This window comes from Flavobacterium phragmitis (genome assembly GCF_900112575.1).
Taxonomy (GTDB): Bacteria; Bacteroidota; Bacteroidia; order Flavobacteriales; family Flavobacteriaceae; genus Flavobacterium; species Flavobacterium phragmitis.
This window is the reverse complement of record NZ_FOMH01000012.1, coordinates 119,059-144,081: the sequence shown is the minus strand read 5'-3', so window position 1 is coordinate 144,081 and position 25,023 is coordinate 119,059. Positions and strand designations below refer to the sequence as shown.

Below are 25,023 nucleotides of genomic sequence, written 5' to 3'. Positions count from 1 at the left end.
CGTAATTAAGAAGGAGTAGAAAGTGCTTTTACTAAGTCTTCTTTTTTGTTACGGCTTAAAGGTATTTTTGTGATGCCAATTTCGGCAAATTTGCTATTAAAACGCTCTACCTTATCTATATTAATAATGTATGATTTGTGAACACGAATGAATTTGTCTTTTGATAAATCATTTTCAAAAGATTTCATTGTCGAAAGAACCAGATTGCTGTCGTCTTCTGTTACTACTCTCACATAATCGCCAAAAGCCTCAATCCATTTTATTTTTGAAGTGAAGATTTTGAGCTTTTTTAAATTACTTTTGATGAAGATATGTTCACCTTCTTCTTCTTTGACATCTTTTTTAAGCAAGTGCATGTCGATTGCTCTTTTAACCGAAGCATTAAAGCGGTCAACAGCAATTGGCTTCTGAAGATAATCAGTAGCGTCGTAATCAAAAGCTTTTAAAGCATATTCTGCTTTAGAAGTAATAAATATAATTTGCGGTTTCGATTTTAATCCGTCAAGGAAATCAAAACCATTGATAACAGGCATTTCTATATCAAGAAAAATGAGGTCAATATTATTCAGGGAGATACAACTTTTTGCTTCAATTGCATTAGAAAAGTCACCAATTAAATGCAAGCCTGGGTGATTATTAACCAATTTGGCAATAATTGTCCTCTGTATAGAACTATCATCTACAACAACACAATTTAGTTTCATAACATGTCAATTTAAAATAAATTCAGGATAGCAGTAGTAAATGTATTGTTTTTTTTGGAAAAAAAACTAAAATGAACGCATATTTTTTGCATTATGACGAATAAAGGAAAAAAAGTGTTGTGTATTTAAATTTAATGATTACTTTTGCACCCAATTTTAACAAATAAATATTGTATTTATGAATCATTATGAAACTGTTTTCATTTTAAATCCCGTTTTATCTGAGGTTCAGGTGAAGGAAACAGTAACGAAATTTGAAGAATTTCTTACTAGTAGAGGAGCTGAAATGGTATCGAAAGAGGATTGGGGTCTTAAAAAAATGGCTTACGAAATCCAAAACAAAAAAAGTGGTTTTTATCACTTATTCGAATTCAAAGTAGCTGGAGAAGTTCTTTTAGCTTTTGAAACTGAATTCAGACGTGATGAAAGAGTTATGCGTTTCTTAACTGTAAGTTTAGATAAACATGCTATTTCATGGGCTGAGAGAAGAAGAGCAAAATTAAAATCTACTAAAGCGTAATTATTATGTCTACAATTGAGCAATCTGCAAAAGGAAAAAAAGACGGAGATATCAGATATTTAACGCCTTTAAACATTGAAACTAACAAAACTAAAAAGTATTGCCGTTTCAAAAAATCTGGAATCAAATACATCGATTATAAAGATGCTGATTTCTTATTGAAATTCGTAAATGAGCAAGGAAAAATTCTTCCTCGTCGTTTAACTGGAACTTCATTAAAATACCAAAGAAAAGTTTCTGTAGCTGTAAAAAGAGCTCGTCACTTAGCTTTAATGCCATACGTGGCCGATTTATTAAAATAATTAAAAACTCTAGTCGCTGGTTTCTAATAATAGAACCTAACTTCTAAAATATAAGGACAACAACATGGAACTTATTTTAAAACAAGACGTACAAAACTTAGGATTTAAAGATGATGTAGTATCTGTAAAACCTGGTTACGGTCGTAACTTTTTAATTCCTCAAGGTTTTGCTGTTTTAGCAACTCCTTCTGCTAAAAAAGTTTTAGCTGAAAACCTAAAACAAAGAGCGCACAAAGAAGCTAAAATTGTTGCTGATGCTAAAGCATTGGCTGAAACTTTGAAAGCTCTTGAAATTAAACTTACTGCAAAAGCTGGTGGAGAGAAACTTTTTGGTTCTATCACTAACATCGATATTGCTGAAGCTTTAGAGAAATCTGGTAATGCTATCGATAGAAAATTCATCACTAGTGGTGTTGTAAAACGTATTGGTAAATACAATGCTTCAGTTCGTTTACACAGAGATGTAATCGTTGAGTTAGCTTACGAAATTGTTGCTGAAAAGTAATAGTTTTAAAAATCTATATAAGAATCCCGATGAAAATCGGGATTTTTTTGTTTTATCTAATTTTAGAATAATTAGATTTTTTGTACTGCAATAAATCTAAAATCTGAAATCTAAAATCCAAAAATTAATGAAATACGCAAGATTAACAAAAGAACAGTTCGATGAATTACATGCTGAATTTGCAAGTTTTTTAGCGACACAGGCAATTGATAGAAAAGAATGGGAAGAGCTTAAAGAAAATAAACCTGAAGTAGCAGAACAAGAGCTGGATGTATTCTCGGATTTAATTTGGGAAGGAGTATTGTCCAGAGCGGAGTATTTGGAGCATTTTTCCAAGAATCATATCTTTTTGTTTCACTGTTTTGATACCTACATACAATCAATCGTTTTAAAATCCCTTTCTGGTGAAACTGATTTTTTAACTAAGGAAGGACTTCAATGGTTAAGTGATAATATGTTTACAGATAATATTGAAATGAAAGTAGGTAAGAAAGTGTTCACTGATGAAAGAAACATTTCAATTTTTGAATTGATTAAACAAGGAGCATTTTTAAGTGACGGACAATTATTTAATCAAATTAATAGCATTATTGAGTCATAATTAGGTTTGTGACATTTTTTGAAAGGCAAACAATTGAATGTTAATTGTTTGCCTTTTTTGTTGTATTTTAACTTTTGTTTAAGTTTGTTTTGATTTTCTTCCAGGTATTTCTACGTGTTTTCCTTTTATTTTTCAAAGTTTTGGCAAATTAATTCTAGATGTGCTTTTTTTTGTGTATTTGGTCTGAATTACGGATATTTTTGTCGATAGAATTTTAATTAGTGTAGGAATTAACTTTGTTTTTTGATATTTAACACTTTTTATTGAACTTTTATTTAAGAAAATTTTTACCGCTTAATTTTGTTAAAATAGTAGGTTTTTCTGATGTTTTCGAGGCTTGTTAAATTTTGATTTTGGATTTAAGAGAAAAATTATAGGAATTTTATCCTTGTTTTCTGTTTTGGATTTTTTTAATTTTAATATAGAAAAGTTAAACAAAGTTTTGTTTGTACTTTTTTCCAAAAACCAAATTATAACCTATAATAAGTCTGCGTATGGAATTGACAATTACTTTTATCAATTTTATTTTAGCTTTATTTTTTGTTCTATTAAGCTTAATTCATCTCAATGATGGATATAATCGTTATTCGATTTCTAAATCTATTTTATTACCCAAAGTTTTATTTTTCAAATTATTGTTTTTTATAAATTCTGCTCGGCGCATTTATGAAAGACAGCAAAATTGTTTGTGCTGATATAAACGAGTTCAGATCTTAAGATTTATTCTTGAGTAATTTTGAGAAAGACTAATCAACTTTCTTTAAAAAAATGAACCTAACTATATAAAATAGAATTTCCCCAATTCTACGTCAACTAAAAATTTTCATTATGAAAATTAGACCTGCAACAAATCACTCCTCTGAGAAAATTGACTACAATCAATTTTTCTCGCAAAAGACTGAACGATTTTACCTCAGAGAGGTAAGGTTTGTTCTCTGGCATATTTTGGTATGCCGAATTCAACATAATATTTTTTTAACGAAACTTAATTTGCAGACCTTATTTTAGGTTTAAAGATTTTGTTTTAACTGTTTGATTTTTAACTGATTGTTTAATTGCGTAGGTGCTTGCACTTACTGCAAGAGGTGTTTTATTGTCCATTTTCTAATCTTCCAAATTATGAAAAAAAACTTTACTTTTTGTAATCTCAAGTATCAAATGAGATTATTAGGACTTTTAACTTTATTCTTTTTATGCACTAATGCATTCTCTCAAACTATTTGTAGACCTGTGTCTCAAACAAATAGTACAGGAGGAGGGCTTTTGTGCATTGGATTAGATGTTAATAGTCCGGCCAATGCTTATGACAGTGCTGGCTTATCTACTTATGCAACTCTAACAAATGGTGTTGGATTGCTAGGATGTTTCGCCGAAGAAACAATGACTTTAAACCAAACGGCCCGCGCCGGTGACCAAATTGCTATTTATTTTGGTACAGGTAATGGTTTGCTTGATTTAAGTTTATTATCCAATGCTTCGGTTCAGGCTAAAAATTCGGGAACGAATGTAGGTTCAAGTGTGGCTTTAAACAGTCCGCTTTTGAATTTGAATTTACTAAATGGTAATACTGTTGCAGTTGCAAAGTTTCCAGTAACAGGTGATACCAACCAAATTCAGGTTCAGGTTGGAGGTTTAGTAAGCCTTTTAGTAAACTTAAGAATTTATGATGTTAGATTGGAATTTGCTCAGCCAACTGTAACAGGTGGTTTATCACAAACTGTTTGTGCGGGAGTTCCAACAACTTTAACAGCAACACCAGCGGCTGGTACTACATTAGCATGGTACAGTTCTGAATTTTCTACAACAGCTTTAGCAGTAGGAAATACTTATACAACTCCTGCTTTAACAGCAAATACAACATATTATATAGGAATAACCAGAGCTGCAGGTTGTGAAGGAAATGTTCGTGTTCCAGTTGTTTTAAATGTTTCTAATCCAATTGCACCAGCAATTAGCAATGTTGGACTTAACGTTTGTTCTGCAGGAGCGACACAGCAAACAACTTTATCTGTTTTAAATCCAGTACCAGGAACAACTTATTCATGGTATGCTACAGCAACTGCTACAACTGCTTTAGCAACAGGAACAACGTATTCGCCAACTGTTCCTTTGGGAACTACTTCATTTTTTGTACAAGCTTCTATTGGAAGCTGTGTTAGTAGTAGAGTTCAAACAAATGTTGTTTCTACAGCAGTTCCAGCAAATCCAACGGTTTTAACTCAAAGTGTTACAATTCAGTCAGGTCAGAATGCAACGCTTAACGCTTCAACTTCTGAACCAGGAGTGCAATTAAATTGGTACGAAGTGGCTTCGGGAGGTTCGCCAGTTGCTACTAACACAGTAACTTTTGTTACACCAATTTTGACAGCTACAAAAACGTATTATGTTGAAGCAGAAAGCCCAAATGGAAACTGTCCAAGTGCCGCAAGAATCCCTGTGACTGTCACAGTTCAGCCAGCTTCTCTAGTAGGTTGTCTTGAAGCAGGCAGTCAGGCAATAGTTCAAAATGGTTTCTGTTTGTTATGTAGTTCTGCAAATCCAAATAATTCTGTGGATGGAAATTCTGCAACAGCGACGCAATTATCTGTACCAGTTGGATTGATCAATGGATGGATTCAGCAAACAGTACAATTTGCAAATCCAGGGAAAGCTGGTGATATTGTAGATGTAGATTTAGAATTGCCAGGAGGAATAGCGGATTTATCATTATTAGGGGCTGTAAGTTTGGCTACTTATAATGGAGCCACATATAATAATGATAGAGTTGCAGTTAATAATCCATTAATTACTTTGCAATTATTATCAGGTAATCGTTTTAGAGCTAGTGTTGTTGCTGGCGCTAACTTTGATCGTGTTGAAATTCGATTAGGTGGTTTAGCAACAGTGTTGACTACTGTAAATATTTATCAAGCTACATATAGATATAAAGCACCAATAATAACTGGAAACACAACGATTTGTAGTGGACAAGCTACTACTTTAACAGCATCTTTAGCTGTTGGTGAAACTGTTAATTGGTATAGTGTCGCGACTGGCGGAACGCCATTAGCTTCTACTGCTGTATTTACAACTCCAGCTATCACAGCACCAACGACTTATTATGTTGAGGTCACAAGAAATGGCTGTGTAAATAGTGAAAGAAACCCAGTTCAGATTTTAATAGAAAACCCTGTCCTTCCTGCGGTCTCTGCATCGCCATCAACAATTTGTAATGGGCAATCTACAACATTGACAGTTCAGGCACCAGTTGCTGGTACTACTTATAACTGGTATGATGCTGCATCGGGAGGCGGCTTGGTGTTTACAGGAACTACCTTTATAACTCCTGCTTTAACGGCAAACGTGACTTACCATGTTGAAGCTGTTGTGGGCGGTTGTTCAACTCCGACTCGTACAGCAGTGCCACTGACAGTAAGTCCCCTGCCAGCAGTGCCAACTTTTGCCTCTACAGATGTAATTATACAATCAGGACAAACAGTTACTTTATCTGTTTCAAATCCAGTAGGAGGTGTTACGTATAATTGGTATGATGTTCCAACAGGAGGTACATCGATTGCTTTTGGTGTAGCATCATTTACACCAAGTCCCGCTTTAACTGCAAATAAAACATATTATGTTGAAGCGGTAAACGATGCAACAGACTGTGTTAGTCCTACGAGAGGAGCAATAAATGTTATTGTAATTGCTAATGCTAGTACTTGTTTGCAAGCTGGTACTCAGACAACATCTACTGATGGTCTATTATGTGCTTTATGTACAATCACGGACGGAAATAATTCTGTTGATGGAAACATTAATACATATTCTCATCTTACTGTGCCGGTTGGCGTTGGAGCGTATCTTCAGCAACAATTAATATTTGCTACTCCAGGACAAACAGGAGACATTATTGATGTAGATTTAGAAGTTCCGGGCGGTCTATTAGATATAAGTCTTTTGTCTAATATTACCTTAGCAACTTATAATGGAGCTGTTTTTAATAATGATAGAACAGCATTAAATAATAGTTTGTTGAGTATTCAATTGTTATCTGGAAATAAATTCAAAGCTAGTTTTGCTACAACTGCTCCATTTGACCGTGTCGAAGTTAGATTAGGCGGTACAGCTACATTACTAAGTAATTTATATATTTATCAAGCTGCGTATAGATTTCCAAATGCAGCTGTAACAGGTGTAGCAAATCCAATTTGTGTTGGACAGAATGCTGTTTTAACTCCAGTTTCAACAGGAACAGAAACGTTTACTTGGTACACTGTTCCTACAGGAGGAACTGCAATAACACCTACACCTGGAGGAGTTTTAACAACGCCAGCTTTATCCGCTACAACGACCTACTATTTACAAGGAACACGTGTAGGCTGTGATAATAGTTTACGCCAAGGAGTTACAGTAACTGTGCTGCCAATTCCTACTGATGCAGACATATCAGTTACAACTCCTATTGAAGCGACTTGTGCCGGAGGAGCAGTTATAGCACCTTCAACAATTATTGCAGGAGCTCAGTTTAAATATTATACAGATCAAAATAAAACTCAGGAAATTGTAACAGGTACAACGGTTTTAGCTCAACCTGGAGTAACATTTACAAAAGATGCTACTACAGGAGCACTTACAATTGCAGGATTGAATACTGGAGGAACTCCTTACAATTATTATGTTTCAATTTTGAATGGAGGAACTTGTGAAAATGTGAATGGAACATTAAAACAAGTTACAGTAAATTTCCCTTCTACTACTGTTTTAAATGTGAATTCAACTTTAATTGGCTGTGGAAGTGCTAATTTAAGAAGTGCCATAACTAATTTCGATACTACAGGAGCTACTACTTATACTTTCTATGATTCTTCAAATAATGTAATAACTGCAGATGTAGCTGCTAATATTACAACAAGTGGGGTTTATTCAATTGAGGCTCAAAGTAGTACTGCTGCTTGTCCGTCTGTTAGACAATCGGTAACAGTGACTATTAATGCGCTTCCGAGTTTAGTTATAACTAATCCGCAAGAATCAGTAAATGTTGGTTCAAATGTAACTTTATCAGCTGTTTCTACAGGAACGGTTACCTGGTATGACCCTCAGGGAAATGTTTTACCAAGTGGAACAACCGGGGTTTTAAATACTCCTGGTGTTTATACTTATACAGCAGTAGCAACTGATGGAACATGTACTGCTACAGCGACTAAAATAATTAATGTAATTGACCTTACAAGTTGTCAGACACTGTCTGAAAGGGTTTATGCAACAGCACAAACATCAGGTTCAATTATTACCGGAAATGTTACAAATGGAGGAAATGCTATCGATGGTAACCCTCAAACATTTTCAACTATCACTACGGGCTTAGGACTTTTAGGAATAGGAACGACATGGCAGGATTTGACTTGGCCAACAACAATTGCAAAAGGAACACCAGTTACAGTTAAACTGGGATCAGAATATAGCTTATTGGCTGTTGGACAAAACTTATCAGTAGTGGGATTGAATGGAGGTACTCCAATTGGAGCGATGCAGTCAGTTTCAGGATCTTTATTAAACTTAGTTTCAGGTGATAACACATACGAATTTACTTTTGTACCTTCAGATGCCTCAGGCCCTCAGGATTACAATGGTATTCGTATTCAGTCTGCTTCAGTTTTAAGTGTTGCTCAGAATACAAAAGTATTTGATGCACATTACAACAAACCGGTTACATCGGTAACTTGTGCAGGAGGAGATATTCAGGATGTTTTTTATGGAGCAACAGATTTAGGGCTTCCTGTTGGAGCCTTAACTGCTGCGGTAGGTGTGAGTGATGCATGGAATATTGCAGATAATGATATCACTACTTTTGCAACTATGTATAGTGGAGCCGGTGCTTTAGCATCGGCAGATTTGACTGTTCAGTTTAAAACACCATCGGTTGTAAGTGATACATTAAGAATTGTAATTTCTAAACCGGGAACACTTTTAAGCGTTAATTTATTGACTGGATTTACAGTTCAGCGTTATTTAGGTAATGTTGCGGTTGGAGCTCCAATTCAAAATACAAGTACATTATTAAGTTTGAAATTACTTCCTGGTAATTCCTTAGCAATGGTATTAGTATCTTCTCCAACTGAAATTTATGATAGAGTAAGAATTCGTTTAGGAGGTGTTCTTGGAGTATTGGACTTCTTAAGAGTTCACACAGTAGAAAGAACGGCTAACACAACTGTTATAGGAGCAGATCCTCAAAACAAAATTACAGTTTGTCCGAGAACGGATATTACACTTCAGATTCCTGAAGAAGCTTGTTCTACCTATATTTGGTATGATGCAGAAACGGGAGGAAACCCTTTAGCATCAGGTATTAAATATACGGTGCCAGCAAATTTAGCATCAGGAATTTATAAATATTATGTACAGCCAGTACGTTATGGATGTGAAGTTTTTGCAAGAGGAGAGGTAACCGTTGAGGTAAAAGCTTCTGCTCCGGTAAATGCTTTAACAGATATCACTTTAAATGGTGGAACAACAACTTCTATTTGTTCTGTTTCAGGATCAGTAACATTAGCTACTGGCTTAAGCGGAACACCAGTTTTAACTAATCCAGTTTACTACTGGTATAGTCTGAACGGAACAACTGCTCAGTTGATTCCGGGTGAAACGACTGCACAATTAGTTGTAAACGGACTAGCTCCGGGAACTTATACTTATTATGTTGGAGTAAGTTCTGATCAATTCTGTGAAACTACAGAAGCAGCTAGAAAACAAATTACGTTTACTATTCTGCCTCCTTCAACAGTAAATGATATTTTGGTAGATGATGTAACAGTTTGTCACAGTACACCTGCATCATTAACGCCAACGGCACCTTCATTAACTAGTCCGGTATTTACCTGGTATTTGGATGCTAATAAAACACAACCAATTACAAATGGTTCTGTTATAGCAGGAGTAACTTATACAATTGATGTTGCAGGTGTATTGACAGCTGTAGGATTAACAAAAGCAGTAAGTCCGATTACGTATTATGTGGCTGTGGCAAGTACTAATACATGTGAAAATCTTGCGGGTACTCTTCAAGATGCAGTAATCATGATTAGTGATCCAAATACGCCAACCACAACAGATACAACACAAGATTTCTGTTTAGAAAATAACCCTACAATTGCAAACATTCAGGTAAATGAAAGTAATGTTATTTGGTATAATGTGGCAACAGGAGGAACTCCTTTGGTATCGACTACAGCTTTGGTAAATGGTATTTATTATGCTGCGGCGACAGATGCCGTTACAGGTTGTGAGAGTAGTGTAAGACTTGCTGTTACAATTTCAGTAAATGATCCGGGAACACCGACATTGGTAACAGTAGGAACTCAAAACTTCTGTCTAGTAAATGCACCGACATTTGCAAGTATTCAAACTAATGAAAGTAATATTGTTTGGTACACAGCTTTAACTGGTGGAACATTGATTCCATCAACAACAGTGTTGACAACAGGACAGTATTTTGCAGCAATCTCAGATCCAACAACTGGCTGTGAAAGTGCTGTAAGATTAACAGTAGATGTAATTGTAAACGATCCAGGAACACCGACATTGGTAACAGCAGGAACTCAAACTTTCTGTTTAGAAGATGCACCAACGTTTGCAAGTATTCAGACTAATGAAAGTAATATTGTTTGGTATACAGCTTTAACTGGTGGAACACTTATTCCGTCAACAACAGCATTGACAACAGGACAATATTTTGCAGCAATTTCAGATTTGAGTACAGGTTGTGAAAGTGCTACCAGATTGACAGTAGATGTTATTGTAAATGACCCGGGAACACCAACAACTGCAGATGCAACACAAGATTTCTGTTTGGTAAATGCACCGACATTTGCAAGTATTCAGACAAACGAAACCAATGTGGTTTGGTATACAGCTGCAACAGGCGGAACAGCTATTCCTGCAACAACAGCCTTAACAAGCGGAACATACTATGCCGCTTTAACAGATGCAGCTACAGGTTGTGAAAGCGTAGCCAGATTAATGGTTGCTGTTACAGTTTCAGATCCGGGAACGCCAACTACTGCTGATACCACACAGGATTTCTGTTTGGTAAATGCACCGACATTTGCAAGTATTCAGACAAATGAAATCAATATAGTTTGGTATGCAACTGCAACAGGAGGAACAGCAATTCCATCTACAACAGCTTTAACAACTGGTACATATTACGCTGCATTATTAGATGCACCGACAGGCTGTGAAAGTTCAGTAAGATTGCAAGTTGCAGTAAGCGTAACTGATCCGGCTACACCTACAACAACAGATACTACACAAGATTTCTGTTTAGTAAATGCACCGACGTTTGCGAGTATTCAGACAAACGAAACCAATGTGGTTTGGTATAATACTCCAACAGGAGGAACAGCAATTGCGTCGACAACAGCTTTAACAAGCGGTACCTATTACGCATCTTTACTAGATGCAACGACAGGCTGTGAAAGTTCAGTAAGATTAGCTGTAACCATTACGGTTTCAGATCCGGGAACACCAACAACTGCAGATGCAACACAAGATTTCTGTTTAGTAAATGCACCGACGTTTGCGAGTATTCAGACAAACGAAACCAATGTGGTTTGGTATACAGCTGCAACAGGCGGAACAGCTATTCCTGCAACAACAGCCTTAACAAGCGGAACATACTATGCCGCTTTAACAGATGTAGCTACAGGTTGTGAAAGCGCAGCCAGATTAATGGTTGCTGTTACAGTTTCAGATCCGGGAACACCAACAACTGCAGATGCAACACAGGATTTCTGTTTGGTAAATGCACCGACATTTGCAAGTATTCAGACAAACGAAACCAATGTAGTTTGGTATGCAACTGCAACAGGAGGAACAGCAATTCCATCTACAACAGCTTTAACAACTGGTATCTATTACGCTGCATTATTAGATGCAACGACAGGCTGTGAAAGTTCAGTAAGATTGCAAGTTGCAGTAAGCGTAACTGATCCGGCTACACCTACAACAAATGCAACGACACAAACTTTCTGTTCTGGTACAAACCCAACAGTTGCTAATATTCAGGTAAATGAAAGCAATGTAGTTTGGTACACGACACAAACTGGCGGAACTGCTTTAGCTTCAACAGCTGTATTAACAACAGCTACATATTTTGGAGCTATAAAAGATCCAGCAACGGGTTGTGAAAGCAGTGTAAGATTACAAGTGGCAGTTACAGTTGGAAACACAATTAATCCAACAACAAATAATGCAGCGCAAACTTTCTGTTCTACTGCAGCGCCTACAATAGCCAATATTCAAGTAAACGAAAGTAATGTAACTTGGTATACCGCTGCAACAGGAGGAACAGCGATTCCGGCAGGAACAATATTGACTTCTGGAGTTTATTACGGAAATATAGTTGATGCAGCAACAGGTTGCGAAAGTACAACACGTTTACAGGTAACAGTTACAGTTGTTAATCCTAGTGCGACACCAACAACGAATAATGCGACTCAAAACTTCTGTACGCTTAATTCACCAACCGTTGCTAATATTCAAGTGAACGAAGCAAATGTAGTTTGGTATACTACAGCAACAGGAGGAACGGCACTTGCATCAACTGCAACGCTTACAACAGGTATCTATTATGGAGCAGTTTCTAGTGCGATTGGTTGTGAAAATCCAGTTAGACTTGCTGTTACTGTAAATGTAAATACGCCAAGCGTAATTACAACAACAAACACGGCTCAGAAATTCTGTTTATCTGCGGTGCCAACATTAGCTAATATTCAAGTGAATGAAGCAAATGTAGTTTGGTATACTGCAGCAACAGGAGGAACACCATTAGCAGCTAATACACCACTTACAGCAACAACATATTACGCTGGAGCTTTAGCAAATACAACTAATGGCTGTGACAACGGACCAAGATTGGCAATAACTGTTTCATTTGAAAATGATGCGGCTTATCAAATTGCAACAACAGATGATACGCCTTGTGTATTCAAAGGTGTAACATACTCAATTGCAAATGGAAAATCTGATTATGTGTGGACAATTAACGGAGGCACAATTGTTACTGGAGGAGGTGCAGCAGACGGATCTGTTACAGTTTCTTGGTCAGATGTTGGTCCTGGAACAGTTAGTGTTACTTATACCAATACTTGTGATGAAAGAACAACTAAAACATTAAATGTTAGTGTAACAAGTTGCTCTGATCTAACCATCACTCATACAGTTGATAACCCAACTCCAAATTTTGGTGATAAAGTAACTTTTACAATCACGGTTAACAATGTTGGAGAAGGCGATTTCATCAATACAATTGTGAGTAATTTGCTTCCAAGCGGATTAGAATTGGTAAGTTCATCTACAACTTCAGGAACATACGATCCAAATACGCAACTTTGGACAATTCCAAGATTAAATGCAGGACAGAGTGTGGTATTAACAATCGTTGCAGAAGTATTGCCTAACGGAAATTATACTAGCGTTGCAACAGTTGAAACTTCAACTCCTTTAGATGTTGATGCATCAAACAATTCAGCTTCAGTTACGTTAGAGCCAATTTGTTTGACAGTTTACAATGAGTTTACACCAAATAATGACGGTAAAAATGATCTGTTCAGAATTGACTGTATCGAATCTTATCCGAATAATGAGTTGAAAGTATTTAACAGATACGGAGCATTAGTGTACAGTAAAACACACTATGAAAATGATTGGAACGGAACTGCAAATGTATCCGGAGTTGTTAATAGAGGGGATATGCTGCCAACAGGTACTTATTTTTATGTGATCACCATCGGAGATGGAACGGTTAAAAAAGGCTGGTTGTCTATTATGAGATAAGCCACTTCTATTAATCATCTAATTAACTAAACTAAATAAGTATCGTTATGAAACTATATATAAAATCATTAGAAACATATTTCATTTTAATATGTTCTTTTATTACGGTTTGTGCAACAGCGCAACAGGATCCTCAGTATACACAATATATGTATAACACTATGGCGGTAAATCCAGCGTATGCTGGATCTACCGGAACCATAGAAGCAGCACTTTTGTATCGTTCTCAATGGATTGGTATTGATGGTGCTCCAGAAACGCAGTCATTTTCTATTCATTCACCTCTCCGAAATGAAAAAGTAGGTTTGGGATTAAGTGTTGTTAATGATAAAATAGGCCCTTCTAATGAGCTTTATTTTGATGGAAACTTCTCTTATTCATTGCCTTTAGGATATGAAAAAAGACTTGCTTTTGGTTTAAAAGCAGGAGCAAGAATGCTGAACATCGATTGGTCAAAAGGAAGATATTATGACAACGATGATGTTTTGTTAAATCAAAATATTAATAATCAGATGAAAATGGCAATTGGAGCCGGAATTTATTACTATACAGATAAATGGTATGTAGGTGCCTCTGTTCCAAATTTTATTAGAAATGATTATTATGACGATGTTCAGGAATCTATTGATTATGATCGTATGCATTTCTTTTTAATGGGAGGTTATGTTTTTGATTTGAATCCAAATTTAAAATTCAAACCAGCATTTTTAGTAAAAGCAGTTAGCGGAGCACCAATTTCCGCAGATATATCAGCAAATTTTATGATTCAGGAAAAATTTGTCATAGGAGGAGCATATCGAACAGATGATTCTGTGAGTATACTGGCAGGTTTTCAAATTGCACCAAGTTTTTATCTCGGATATGCATTTGATTACACTGTAAGTCAATTGAATAAATACAATGATGGTTCGCATGAGATCATCTTGCGTTATCAATTCGTGAAAAATCAAAGCAAAATCAAATCTCCTCGATTCTTCTAAAAAATAAAACCTATGAGAAAACTATATATCCTGAGTTTAATTTTGAGCGTTACGTTTAGTTTCGCTCAAAAAACTAATTTGAAGCAGGCTGATGCTTTGTTTAGAAACTTTGCCTACTTAGATGCTTCCAAAGCTTATGAGGAATGTTTGCAAAACATCAAAAATCCATCAGCTCAGACTTTAAAGAATGCCGCCGATTCCTATTATTTCATTTCAGACTCCAGAAATGCGTTAAAATGGTATCGAAAGTTATATGAAGCACAAGGAAACAACTTGACTGATATTTACTATCTGCGTTACATCCAATCTATGAAAGCCGTCATGGATTATGATGAAGCAGATAGAGTTACCAAAGAATATTTAGATAAAAAAGGTGATAAAAAAGAAATCAACCGCTATGTTGCCCAAAAACAATATATGGACAGTTTAGCCAAAGCAAAATCTCTTTATACCATCAAAAATTTGGACATCAATACTAGTAAATCAGATTTTGGAGCTACTTTTTTCAAAGATCAGGTTGTATTTTCTTCAGCTCGTGATACCACGAAGTTTAGCGAAAAATTGTATACTTGGAACAATCAGCCTTTTTTGAGCTTGTATATCGCTGAAAGAAATCCTGCTGATGGAAGTCTGTTCAACGAAACTGTTTTTATGCCAAACGTAATGACGAAGTATCATGAAGCAACAGCAAGTTTTGATAGTCAGGGAAAAACGATTTATTATTCAACAAATATTGTAAAGAAAAATAAATTGGTTGTAGATGAAGCAAAAATCAACAACTTCCAGATTATCAAAGGATCAATTGTTGATAATAAGTTAGAAAATCCAGAGAAAGTATTTTTTGATAATGATGATTATTCAGTTGGACATCCTTCTTTAAGTGAAGACGGACAATGGCTTTTCTTTGCTTCAGATATGCCAGGCGGATTTGGAGAAACAGATTTGTATGTGGTCAAAATTGCGGCCGACGGAACAATGAGTTCTCCATTAAATTTAGGACCAACGATTAATACAATTGGTAATGAAGTGTTTCCATTTTATCAGAACGGTGTTTTATATTTCTCGTCTGATGGACATTATGGAATGGGAGATTTAGATGTTTACGAAAGTAAATTCCTTGCAGATGGAAACTTCACTGTTCCTAAAAATCTGGGAGCACCAGTTAACAGTAACAAAGACGACTTTTCTTTTATAATTAACAAAGCAGGTACTTACGGCTATTTTTCTTCTAACAGAGCAGGAGGAAAAGGTGATGATGATATTTACTCTTTTGTAAAAGGAAAACCGGTTTGTAACCAAAGTATTTCCGGGATTGCTGTAGATCGTAAAACCAAAAAGCCTTTGACAGATGTAACAATATTAGCGTACAATTCTTTCAGTGAAGTTTTAGGTGAAACCAAAACAAATTTTGATGGAAAATATGCGATAGAAGTTCCTTGTAATAAAGTAGTCAAAATGATTGCTGCAAAACCAAATTACAGCAGTGACGACAAAACAGTTGAGACGACTGGGAATAACGGAGGAGAGATTACGAATGTTAATTTCGAATTAAGCAACTACGATGACTTAGTTGTAAAAAAACAAGGAGTAGAAAAAGTAGATGTTAATCCAATTTATTTTGATTACGATAAATACGATATTACGCCAAAAGCAATTGAAGAATTGACCAAGGTAGTTTTCATTATGCAGAAATTTCCAAACATCAGAATCAAAATTGAATCGCACACCGATTCAAGAGGAAAAGATTCTTATAACTTGAAATTGTCTGACAATAGAGCTAAATCAACCAGAGATTACATCTTGTCACAAGGTATTGATTCTTCTCGTATCGAAAGTGCCATTGGTTATGGTGAAAGCCGATTAATAAATAAATGTAAAAATGGTGTAAAATGTACAGAAGAAGAACATCTTTTAAATAGACGTTCAGATTTTATCATTATTCAAAAATAGTCTTATATTTGTTCTGTAAATTATTGATTTTCAGATAAAAATATAAAACGTCAAAACCATTTGGAAGTTGGTTTTTTTAATTCTTTTTTAAGAATAATGGACAAGGAGAAAATCAGATTGCATGAATTTGCAGTCTGATTTTTGATTTTTTAAAACTTTTATATTTTATGCTTTTGAACAAAAAATATTCTAATTTTGATAATCAGTTTATCACAATTATAATTTGCAGAATTTTATGAGCATTCAAGAAACCATTCAAACATTACGAAATGAACTTAACCAACACAATTACAACTATTATGTGTTAGACAATGCCACAATTTCTGATTATGATTTTGATATAAAACTAAAAGAGCTTCAGGATTTAGAAAATAAGCATCCAGAGTTTTTTGACGAAAATTCGCCGACACAAAGAGTGGGTGGAGCGGTTACGAAGAATTTTAAAACAATTGCACATCAATACAGAATGTATTCTTTGGATAATTCTTATTCTAAAGAAGACCTTTTGGATTGGGAAAACCGTATTCAAAGAGTTTTAGGAAATGTGAGTTTGCAATATACCTGCGAATTAAAATACGATGGTGCTTCTATCAGTATTACTTATGAAAACGGAAAATTGGTTCAGGCGTTAACACGTGGCGACGGTTTTCAGGGTGATGAGGTAACAACAAATATCAAAACAATAAAATCGGTTCCGTTACATTTAAAAGGTAATTATCCTGATAAATTTGATATTCGAGGCGAAATTATTCTGCCTTTTAAAGGTTTCGAAAAAATGAACCAAGAATTAATTGAAATTGGTGAAACTCCTTATTCAAACCCAAGAAATACGGCTTCAGGAAGTTTAAAATTACAAGACAGCGCTGAGGTTGCGAAACGTCCATTAGAATGTCTGTTATACTTTGTTACGGGAAATAATCTACCATTTAAATCTCAATTTGAGGGACTGGAATCGGCTAGAAGCTGGGGATTCAAAGTACCAAATGAAGCCAAATTAGTCAATAATATGCATGAAGTTTTTGACTTTATTGACTATTGGGATACGCATCGTCATAATCTTCCTTATGAAACAGATGGTGTTGTAATAAAAGTAAACAGTATTCAGCATCAAGAAGAATTAGGATATACAGCAAAATCGCCTCGTTGGGCAATGGCTTATAAATTCAAATCAGAGCAGGCTTCAACTAAATTAAAATCAATTTCATATCAAGTGGGAAGAACTGGTGCTATCACGCCCGTTGCTAATTTGGAACCGGTTCAGCTTGCAGGTACAATTGTAAAAAGAGCTTCTCTTCACAATGCAGATCAAATTGAAAAATTAGATATCCGAATTAATGATACTGTTTTTGTAGAAAAAGGAGGAGAGATTATTCCAAAAATTATTGCAGTAGATTTAGAAAAACGTCCTGAAAATTCAGAACCAACGCATTATATTTCTTATTGTCCTGAATGTCATACGGAATTGGTTAGAAATGTAGGAGAAGCGAATCATTATTGCCCAAATTTTTACGGATGTCCTCCGCAGATTATTGGTAGAATTCAGCATTATATTTCCAGAAAAGCAATGGATATTGAAGGGCTTGGCGGAGAAACCGTTGCGTTATTATTCAAGAATGGTTTGGTTCATAATTATGCTGATTTATATGAATTGAAAGTAGAAGACATTCTGCATTTAGAAAGAATGGCTCAGAAATCTGCTGAAAATCTGGTGAATGGAGTTCAAAAATCAAAAGAAATTCCTTTTGAGAGCGTACTGTTTGCATTAGGAATTCGTTTTGTCGGCGAAACAGTAGCTAAAAAATTAGCGAAACATTATAAAAATATAGATGCTTTAAGCCAAGCTTCTTTGATGGATTTGATTTTGGTTGATGAAATTGGAGAAAGAATTGCAAAAAGCGTTATCGAATTCTTTGAAAATGAAGAAAATAAAATCATTATAGAACGCCTAAAAAGTTACGGAATACAATTTGAAATTGTAGAAAAAATCAACCCAAATGCTACCGAGAAATTTATTGGTAAAACTTTTGTAGTTTCAGGAGTTTTCAGCCAATTTTCAAGAGATGAATTAAAGAAAGCGATAGAGGATAATGGGGGGAAAGTAGGAAGTTCTATTTCTGCAAAAACCGACTTTGTCGTTGCGGGAGATAATATGGGGCCAGCTAAATTAGAAAAAGCAACTAAATTAAATATACCTATATTATCGGAAGAAGATTTTATAAACAAATTAAATGAAAGCGAATAAACCGTCGTTAATTTTGTTTTTTTTCGCCTTGTTGTGTACCATTATTTTTGATTGGGCACAACAGGACTTTTTTGCGACTTATGCCAAAGCGATTGTTCTTCCGGCTATTTTTATCTACTTTTTAATCAGCAGTGAATTTCAAATTGGAAAAACCGAGGGAGCAATTTTCTTTTTCTGCTTTATCGGACAAGTTTACGATTTAATGGATATAGAAAGCTCTGAATTAGGAGCAGTAATTAGTTTCTTAATTGTTTATCTTCTAATTGTAAAAATTTTTATTACTGAGCATGACAGAATAAAATTGACAAAACGAGATATTCTGCCCATTTCTATAGTGGTAGTTTTTATTGTTTATCTTTTGATTTCTGTTTTGAGTTTACAGCTTGATAATATGAAGAAATTCAACTTGCTGTATACTTTTTATGGTATTGTTTTAAGTATAATGAGTTATTTCTGTTTTGTAAGTTACATCACAAAAGGAACTCATATTACACTATTAATGTCTTTAATGGCGATAAGCTACATTTTCTCAGACATCTTTTATATTTTCAACGAATATTTCTCGTATTCTATCGTTTTGGTTTTAATACGAGATGTAACCCAAATTCTGGCTTATTTCTTTATGGTAGAATACTTTTTAGAAAAAGCCAGAATTCAAAAGAAACCTATACAACAATAGTGGTACCTTGGTTGGTATGAGCTTTATCTTTATCAAAGTAAAAATCAATACGACCTAAATTGATTCCGTAACAACCCACTTGATTTACCAAAACATCTTTACCGGCTTTGTTTTTTACAACGGTTGGTTTATCTAAGAAAGTATGAGTGTGACCACCAATAATTAAATCGATATCCTGAGTTTGCTCAGCAAATTTCAAGTCACTGATTTTTTCCGGATCATCTTTGTATTTATAACCTAAATGCGAAAGACAAATTACCAAATCACATTTTTGTTCGTGTTTTAAAAGTTTGGTCATATCCTGAGCGATTTCAACCGGATTGTTGTAAACCGTTTCTAAATACAATTTTTTATCTACTAAACCTTGTAATTCAATTCCAACACCAAAAACGCCAACTTTAATTCCGTTTTTATTGAAAATTTTATAAGGTTTTACATGTCCGTCCATAACGGTATTTTTGAAATCATAATTGGAGTTGATGAAATCAAAAGTAGCGTGCGGAAGCTGAGCGTATAATCCGTCCAAGCCATTATCAAAATCATGATTTCCAATAGTAGATGCATCATACTTCATCATACTCATTAATTTGAACTCCAATTCGCCTCCGTAATAATTAAAATAAGGAGTTCCTTGAAAAATGTCTCCGGCATCTAATAAAAGAACATTAGGATTTTCTTTTCGAATAGATTCAATCAATGCCGCACGACGAGAAACACCTCCTTTATTTGGATTACGCGGATCATCAGCAGGAAAGGGATCGATATGACTGTGCACATCGTTGGTATGTAGAATTGTTAAATGTTTAATATCGTTTGTTCCAAAACTGCTCAAAGACAATCCTAAACTTAGTAGGGCAGTACTCGCTGCTGTTTTTTCGATAAACTCTCTTCTTTTCATTTTTTATATTTTTTGCAGGAATGCTAATATTCTTTTTGTTGATCTATTCTTCGGTAATTCTGACGTTTTTAGGAGCTACAACAGTGTCCACTTCTTTAAAATAATCGATTAAAACATTTCTAAGCTTATAGTTCAAATCAAATTTCTCAGTTCCTTTTGCGAAAAAAGTCATACTGTCGCCGCCATTTGCCAAATAATCATTTGTAGCAACATAATACGTTTTATTTAAGTCAAGCGGTTTTCCTTGTACCATAATATTCTTTGCCGTATTGTCTTTTGCAATTGTAAAAGTCATTCCAGACAAAGGTTGCGGTTTTTTCTCCTTTATAATATAAGCAGCAATGTCTAAGATTTGTTCGCCCTTTAGAGCAATAACAACCAAATTGTTTTCAAAAGGCATAATTTCAAAAGCCGTTCTTGTGGTTACATTTCCTTTTGGGAGAATAGCACGAATACCGCCGTGATTTAAAAGGCATACATCAATATCTTTTTTCTCACGAGCTTTAAAAACTAGATTGCCTCTTTGTAAACACACATCGGCCAACAAACTTCCAATGTTGGTCTGCCATTTTCCAGTACTCTTATCCAGCGTTTCAGGACAATAGGCTAAAACGTTGTCTAAGTCTTGGTTGATATGATCGCGATAAGGCTTTATAAAAGCTTCGATTGTGGGAGTTTCGCCAGCTTTTTCAGTAACTGGAAGCTGTTTTCCTTCTATCTTGGTTAGGTTGTAGTTTTTTGGGCTACAAGAAAATATTGAAAAAAGTGTTAAGAATATAACAAAAAGTTTTAAAAATCCGTTATACTTTTTTAGTTTTACCATTTTAAATGAAACTTAAATAATTAATTTTGTAATCTGGTAAAAGTACTATGTTTTTGAATTATATAAAGGAATTTTTTGTAAAAAAATCATTAAAAAATAACTGGAGTAATCAAAAAAAAACGGACTTTTCAAAGAACGTTCAAACAATTGGTTTATTGATAGATGAGAGTAGTTTAAGTCATTCAGAAATGTTGATAAAAGAGCTAACACTTCAAGGAATTGCTCCAGAAAACATAAAAGTTCTGGCTTACAATGCAAAATTCAAGAAAAAAGAAACGTATTTGCGACCTACTTTTGGCAAAAGTCATATTAATTGGAAGGGGGAAATTGCAGAAGACTTTGTGAATGAATTTGTAAATTCAAAATTTGATCTTTTGCTGAGTTATTATAATGAAGAGAATAGATTCTTAATGATGATTACAAACCAATCAAAGGCCCAATTCAAAGTTGGATTTGCCTCTGTAGATAATAATTTGAATCGTTTGATGATTAATACGGAATTAGAAAACTATAAACTGTTCGTGTCGGAATTGTTTAGGTATTTAAAAAATATACAATAAATTATAAATTAAAATATGCAATCATTAATAGGAACTGGAGTTGCGCTAGTAACACCATTTAAAAAAGATTTTTCAGTTGACATCGAGGCTTTACAGCGAATTGTAAACTTCTCTATCGATGGAGGGGTTGAATATCTTGTGGTTATGGGGACAACAGCAGAAAATGCTACCCTTACATCAGAAGAAAAAGAGCTGGTTATAAAGACAGTGATTGATGTGAATAAGGGAAGATTACCTCTAGTTTTAGGAGTTGGAGGGAATAATACTATGCAGATTGTTGAAGAATTAAAAACAAGAGATTTTAGTGCTTTTGAAGCAATATTGTCTGTTTCTCCATATTACAATAAACCTACGCAAGAAGGGATTTATCAGCATTTTAAAGCAATTGCTGAAGCATCTCCAATTCCTGTAATCTTATATAATGTTCCAGGAAGAACTTCAAGCAATATGCTTCCTTCAACGGTAATTCGTTTAGCTAATGATTTTGAAAACGTTGTTGCAATAAAAGAAGCAGCAGGAGACATGGCTCAAGCAATGCAGATTATTAAAAATGCTCCAAAAGATTTCTTAGTGATTTCTGGAGATGATATGCTGGCATTACCAATCGTTTTGGCAGGTGGAGCAGGAGTGATTTCTGTAATTGGTCAAGGTTTTCCGAAAGAATTTTCAGAAATGATTCGTTTAGGACTAAACAAAAAAGTGGCAGATGCATTCAAAACACATTACTTTTTATCAGACAGTATCGATATGATTTTCGAGCAAGGAAATCCAGCTGGAATCAAACAAATCTTCCAAGCTCTTGGAATTGCTGATAATACTGTTCGACTTCCATTAGTTTCTGTAGATGATTCTTTAGCAGAGCGACTGAATGAGTTTGTAAAAAACAGCATTAAATAATTGTTAAAGTGTTAGTATTTTAAGATACTAAAAAATTATTTTGCAGTCGCTAAATTAATAACTAAATTTGCCACCGAAACTTCGGTGTGATTTTGTTTTGGCAAATTGTCTAAGAGATCATAATAAAAGTAAATAAATGAAGAAAATAGTATCATTGTTAATTGTTGTTGCCCTTTTTGCTTCTTGTGGAGAATATCAAAAAGCTTTAAAAAATGAAGATGTTGCAGCTAAATTTGAGATGGCAACTAAAATGTATGATGCTGGTAAATATAACAAGGCAATTCGTCTTTTTGAGCAGTTAGCACCTTCTTATAGAGGTAAACCGCAGGCAGAAAAGCTTTTTTATATGTTTTCTCAGTCTTACTATAAAACAAAGCAATATTATTTAGCTGGTTATCAGTTTGAAAGTTTTGTTTCGGGTTATCCGCGAAGTGAAAAAGTACAAGAAGCAGCATTTTTAGGTGCATATAGTTATTCTAAATTAGCTCCAGTGTATAGTTTAGATCAAACTGATACTGTAAAAGCATTAGAAAAATTACAAGCTTTTATTGATAATTATCCAAACTCGGAATATTTGGCTCAAGCAAATGAGACAGTTCAGATGTTAAATGGTAAATTGGAGAAAAAAGCATATGAAAATGCTAAAGGATATAATACAATTTCAGATTATAAATCAGCTTTAGTTGCATTTGATAATTTTATCGCTGATTTTCCTGGAACGCCTTTTAAAGAAGATGCATTATTTTACAAATATGATTCGGCTTATCAATTGGCAATTAACAGTGTTCCTTCAAAAATGGAAGAGCGTTTAAATGTTGCTAAGGTAGCTTACGGTAACCTAATGAAGTTTAAAAGCGATACAAAATACAAAGCAAAAGCAGACGAAATGTATGCTAGAGTTGAAACAGATTTACAAAAATTTACTAAATAAATAAAAGTCATGGATTTAAAAAAGACGAATGCTCCTGTTAACACAATAACTTACAACAAAACGGTTATTGAAGAGCCAACAGGAAATGTGTATGAGGCAATTACCATTATGGCTAAAAGAGCAAATCAAATTAATTCAGAGATTAAAAAAGAATTGACTGAAAAATTAGAAGAGTTTGCTACTTATAACGATAGTCTAGAAGAAGTTTTTGAAAATAAAGAACAAATCGAAGTTTCTAAATTCTACGAGAAATTACCAAAACCACACGCTTTAGCTGTTCAAGAATGGTTAGACGGTAAAACTTACCACAGAAGTTCAAACAAATAATAGTACAATGTCAGTTTTAAACGGGAAAAAGGTTTTACTGGGAGTTTCCGGTGGAATCGCAGCGTATAAAACGGCTTCTTTAGTACGACTTTTTATAAAAGCAGGTGCACATGTCCAAGTGATCATGACACCTGCTTCTAAGGATTTTGTAACCCCACTTACATTATCTACCTTATCAAAAAATCCAGTACATTCAAGTTTCTTTAATCAAGATGATGAAGAAGCAGTTTGGAACAATCACGTAGAATTAGCTCTTTGGGCTGATATTATGCTGATTGCGCCTGCAACTGCCAATACTTTGTCTAAAATGACTACAGGAAACTGCGATAATCTTTTAATCGCAGCCTATTTATCTGCTAAATGTCCAGTATACTTTGCGCCTGCAATGGATTTGGATATGTACAAACATCCTTCAACAGTAGCTAGTTTTAATGCTTTAAAACATTTTGGAAATATTATGATTCCTGCTGAAACAGGAGAATTGGCAAGCGGTTTGTCTGGAGAAGGCCGAATGGCGGAACCAGAAAATATTGTCGCTTTTCTTGAAGCTGATTTAGAAAGCAAATTGCCTTTAAAAGGAAAAAAAATACTAGTTACCGCTGGACCAACGTACGAAGCGATAGATCCTGTGCGTTTTATAGGAAATCATTCTTCAGGCAAAATGGGATTTGATATTGCTAATGAAGCAGCAAATCTGGGAGCAGAAGTTTTTTTGATTGCCGGTCCAACACATTATAAAGCAAAAAACGCTTCAATTAAAGTGGTTGATGTTGTATCTGCTCAAGAAATGTATGATGCTTGTCATTTATATTTTAATGATGTTGATGCGGCGATAGCTGCAGCGGCTGTAGCGGATTACAGGCCAAAAGTTGTTGCATCTCAAAAAATTAAAAAATCGGACGCTGAGTTTTCGATAGAACTTGAAAAGACAAAAGATATCTTGTCTTCCTTAGGAGCTATCAAAAAAAATCAGTTTTTGATTGGTTTTGCATTAGAAACTGAAAATGAAATTGAAAATGCTAAGTTGAAAATTCAGAAAAAAAACTTAGATTTGATTGTTTTAAATTCCTTACAAGATAAAGGAGCAGGTTTTAAAAAAGAAACGAATAAAGTAACCTTTATCGATAAGAATTTTGAAATAGAACCAATGGAATTAAAATCAAAAGAATCGGTAGCGGCTGATATTTTGAATAAGGTGATGTTGCATTTTTCAGAATAAAATTTAAAATATACGCCGGAAGCAGAAATAGGGAACTGTTTGTGTTTGTAAAATTAAATATTTAAATGAG

General features: G+C 34.6%; 17 protein-coding genes. 14 read left to right on the top strand and 3 right to left on the bottom strand.

Annotated features, from left to right (window positions below):
* Positions 1–5: 5 nt before the first annotated feature.
* Positions 6–704: a LytR/AlgR family response regulator transcription factor gene (locus BM289_RS20565; protein WP_091497027.1), complete on the bottom strand. Its 699-nt coding sequence runs from the start codon at positions 702–704 to the stop codon at positions 6–8.
* A gap of 178 nt (positions 705–882) precedes the next feature.
* Here BM289_RS20565 and rpsF point away from each other — a divergent pair, with 178 nt between their 5' ends.
* The 9 genes from rpsF (at position 883) to BM289_RS20520 (ending at position 19,298) form a co-directional block, all read left to right on the top strand.
* A complete protein-coding gene (rpsF, locus tag BM289_RS20560; RefSeq protein ID WP_068842999.1) occupies positions 883–1,224 on the top strand; it encodes a 30S ribosomal protein S6 in 342 nt (113 codons plus the stop codon).
* Positions 1,225–1,229: 5 nt separating this feature from the next.
* Positions 1,230–1,526 carry a 30S ribosomal protein S18 gene (gene rpsR, locus BM289_RS20555; protein WP_002987043.1) on the top strand — a complete coding sequence of 99 codons (297 nt, stop codon included), beginning with the start codon at positions 1,230–1,232 and terminating at the stop codon, positions 1,524–1,526.
* 64 nt (positions 1,527–1,590) lie between these two features.
* Positions 1,591–2,031 carry a 50S ribosomal protein L9 gene (gene rplI, locus BM289_RS20550; protein WP_091497025.1) on the top strand — a complete coding sequence of 147 codons (441 nt, stop codon included), beginning with the start codon at positions 1,591–1,593 and terminating at the stop codon, positions 2,029–2,031.
* A 127-nt stretch (positions 2,032–2,158) separates the two neighbouring features.
* Positions 2,159–2,632, top strand: coding sequence for a DUF6495 family protein (locus BM289_RS20545; RefSeq protein WP_091497023.1), 474 nt, complete (start codon positions 2,159–2,161; stop codon positions 2,630–2,632).
* A 1,119-nt stretch (positions 2,633–3,751) separates the two neighbouring features.
* Positions 3,752–13,447: an Ig-like domain-containing protein gene (locus BM289_RS20540; RefSeq protein WP_091497021.1), complete on the top strand. Its 9,696-nt coding sequence runs from the start codon at positions 3,752–3,754 to the stop codon at positions 13,445–13,447.
* 47 nt (positions 13,448–13,494) lie between these two features.
* The gene (locus BM289_RS20535; RefSeq protein ID WP_091497019.1) at positions 13,495–14,427 is read left to right on the top strand and encodes a PorP/SprF family type IX secretion system membrane protein; all 933 of its coding nucleotides are present in this window, start codon (positions 13,495–13,497) and stop codon (positions 14,425–14,427) included.
* A 12-nt stretch (positions 14,428–14,439) separates the two neighbouring features.
* Entirely contained in the window at positions 14,440–16,377 is a 1,938-nt protein-coding gene (locus BM289_RS20530) for an OmpA family protein (protein ID WP_091497017.1), read from the top strand.
* 235 nt (positions 16,378–16,612) lie between these two features.
* Positions 16,613–18,619: an NAD-dependent DNA ligase LigA gene (gene ligA, locus BM289_RS20525; RefSeq protein ID WP_091497015.1), complete on the top strand. Its 2,007-nt coding sequence runs from the start codon at positions 16,613–16,615 to the stop codon at positions 18,617–18,619.
* Entirely contained in the window at positions 18,606–19,298 is a 693-nt protein-coding gene (locus BM289_RS20520; RefSeq protein ID WP_091497013.1) for a hypothetical protein, read from the top strand. The genes ligA and BM289_RS20520 overlap by 14 nt, the downstream gene beginning before the upstream one ends.
* On the opposite strand, the gene BM289_RS20515 is transcribed toward BM289_RS20520, so the two are convergent.
* A complete protein-coding gene (locus BM289_RS20515) occupies positions 19,285–20,196 on the bottom strand; it encodes a bifunctional metallophosphatase/5'-nucleotidase (protein ID WP_091497011.1) in 912 nt (303 codons plus the stop codon). The two genes, BM289_RS20520 and BM289_RS20515, sit on opposite strands and share 14 nt — an antisense overlap.
* Positions 20,197–20,239: 43 nt before the next feature.
* On the bottom strand, positions 20,240–21,019 hold the full coding sequence (locus tag BM289_RS20510; protein WP_091497008.1) for a 5'-nucleotidase C-terminal domain-containing protein: 780 nt from the start codon (positions 21,017–21,019) through the stop codon (positions 20,240–20,242).
* Between the two features lie 47 nt (positions 21,020–21,066).
* Between BM289_RS20510 and BM289_RS20505 the strand changes: the two genes are divergently transcribed.
* From BM289_RS20505 to coaBC, 5 genes are all read left to right on the top strand, one after another.
* Positions 21,067–21,579, top strand: a complete 513-nt coding sequence (locus tag BM289_RS20505; protein ID WP_091497006.1) for a DUF6913 domain-containing protein — start codon at positions 21,067–21,069, stop codon at positions 21,577–21,579.
* 15 nt (positions 21,580–21,594) lie between these two features.
* Positions 21,595–22,476: a 4-hydroxy-tetrahydrodipicolinate synthase gene (gene dapA, locus BM289_RS20500; RefSeq protein ID WP_091497004.1), complete on the top strand. Its 882-nt coding sequence runs from the start codon at positions 21,595–21,597 to the stop codon at positions 22,474–22,476.
* Between the two features lie 136 nt (positions 22,477–22,612).
* A complete protein-coding gene (locus BM289_RS20495) occupies positions 22,613–23,407 on the top strand; it encodes an outer membrane protein assembly factor BamD (protein WP_091497002.1) in 795 nt (264 codons plus the stop codon).
* A 9-nt stretch (positions 23,408–23,416) separates the two neighbouring features.
* A complete protein-coding gene (locus BM289_RS20490; protein WP_008463064.1) occupies positions 23,417–23,734 on the top strand; it encodes a DNA-directed RNA polymerase subunit omega in 318 nt (105 codons plus the stop codon).
* Positions 23,735–23,741: 7 nt separating this feature from the next.
* Entirely contained in the window at positions 23,742–24,953 is a 1,212-nt protein-coding gene (gene coaBC, locus BM289_RS20485; protein WP_091497000.1) for a bifunctional phosphopantothenoylcysteine decarboxylase/phosphopantothenate--cysteine ligase CoaBC, read from the top strand.
* Positions 24,954–25,023 lie beyond the last annotated feature (70 nt).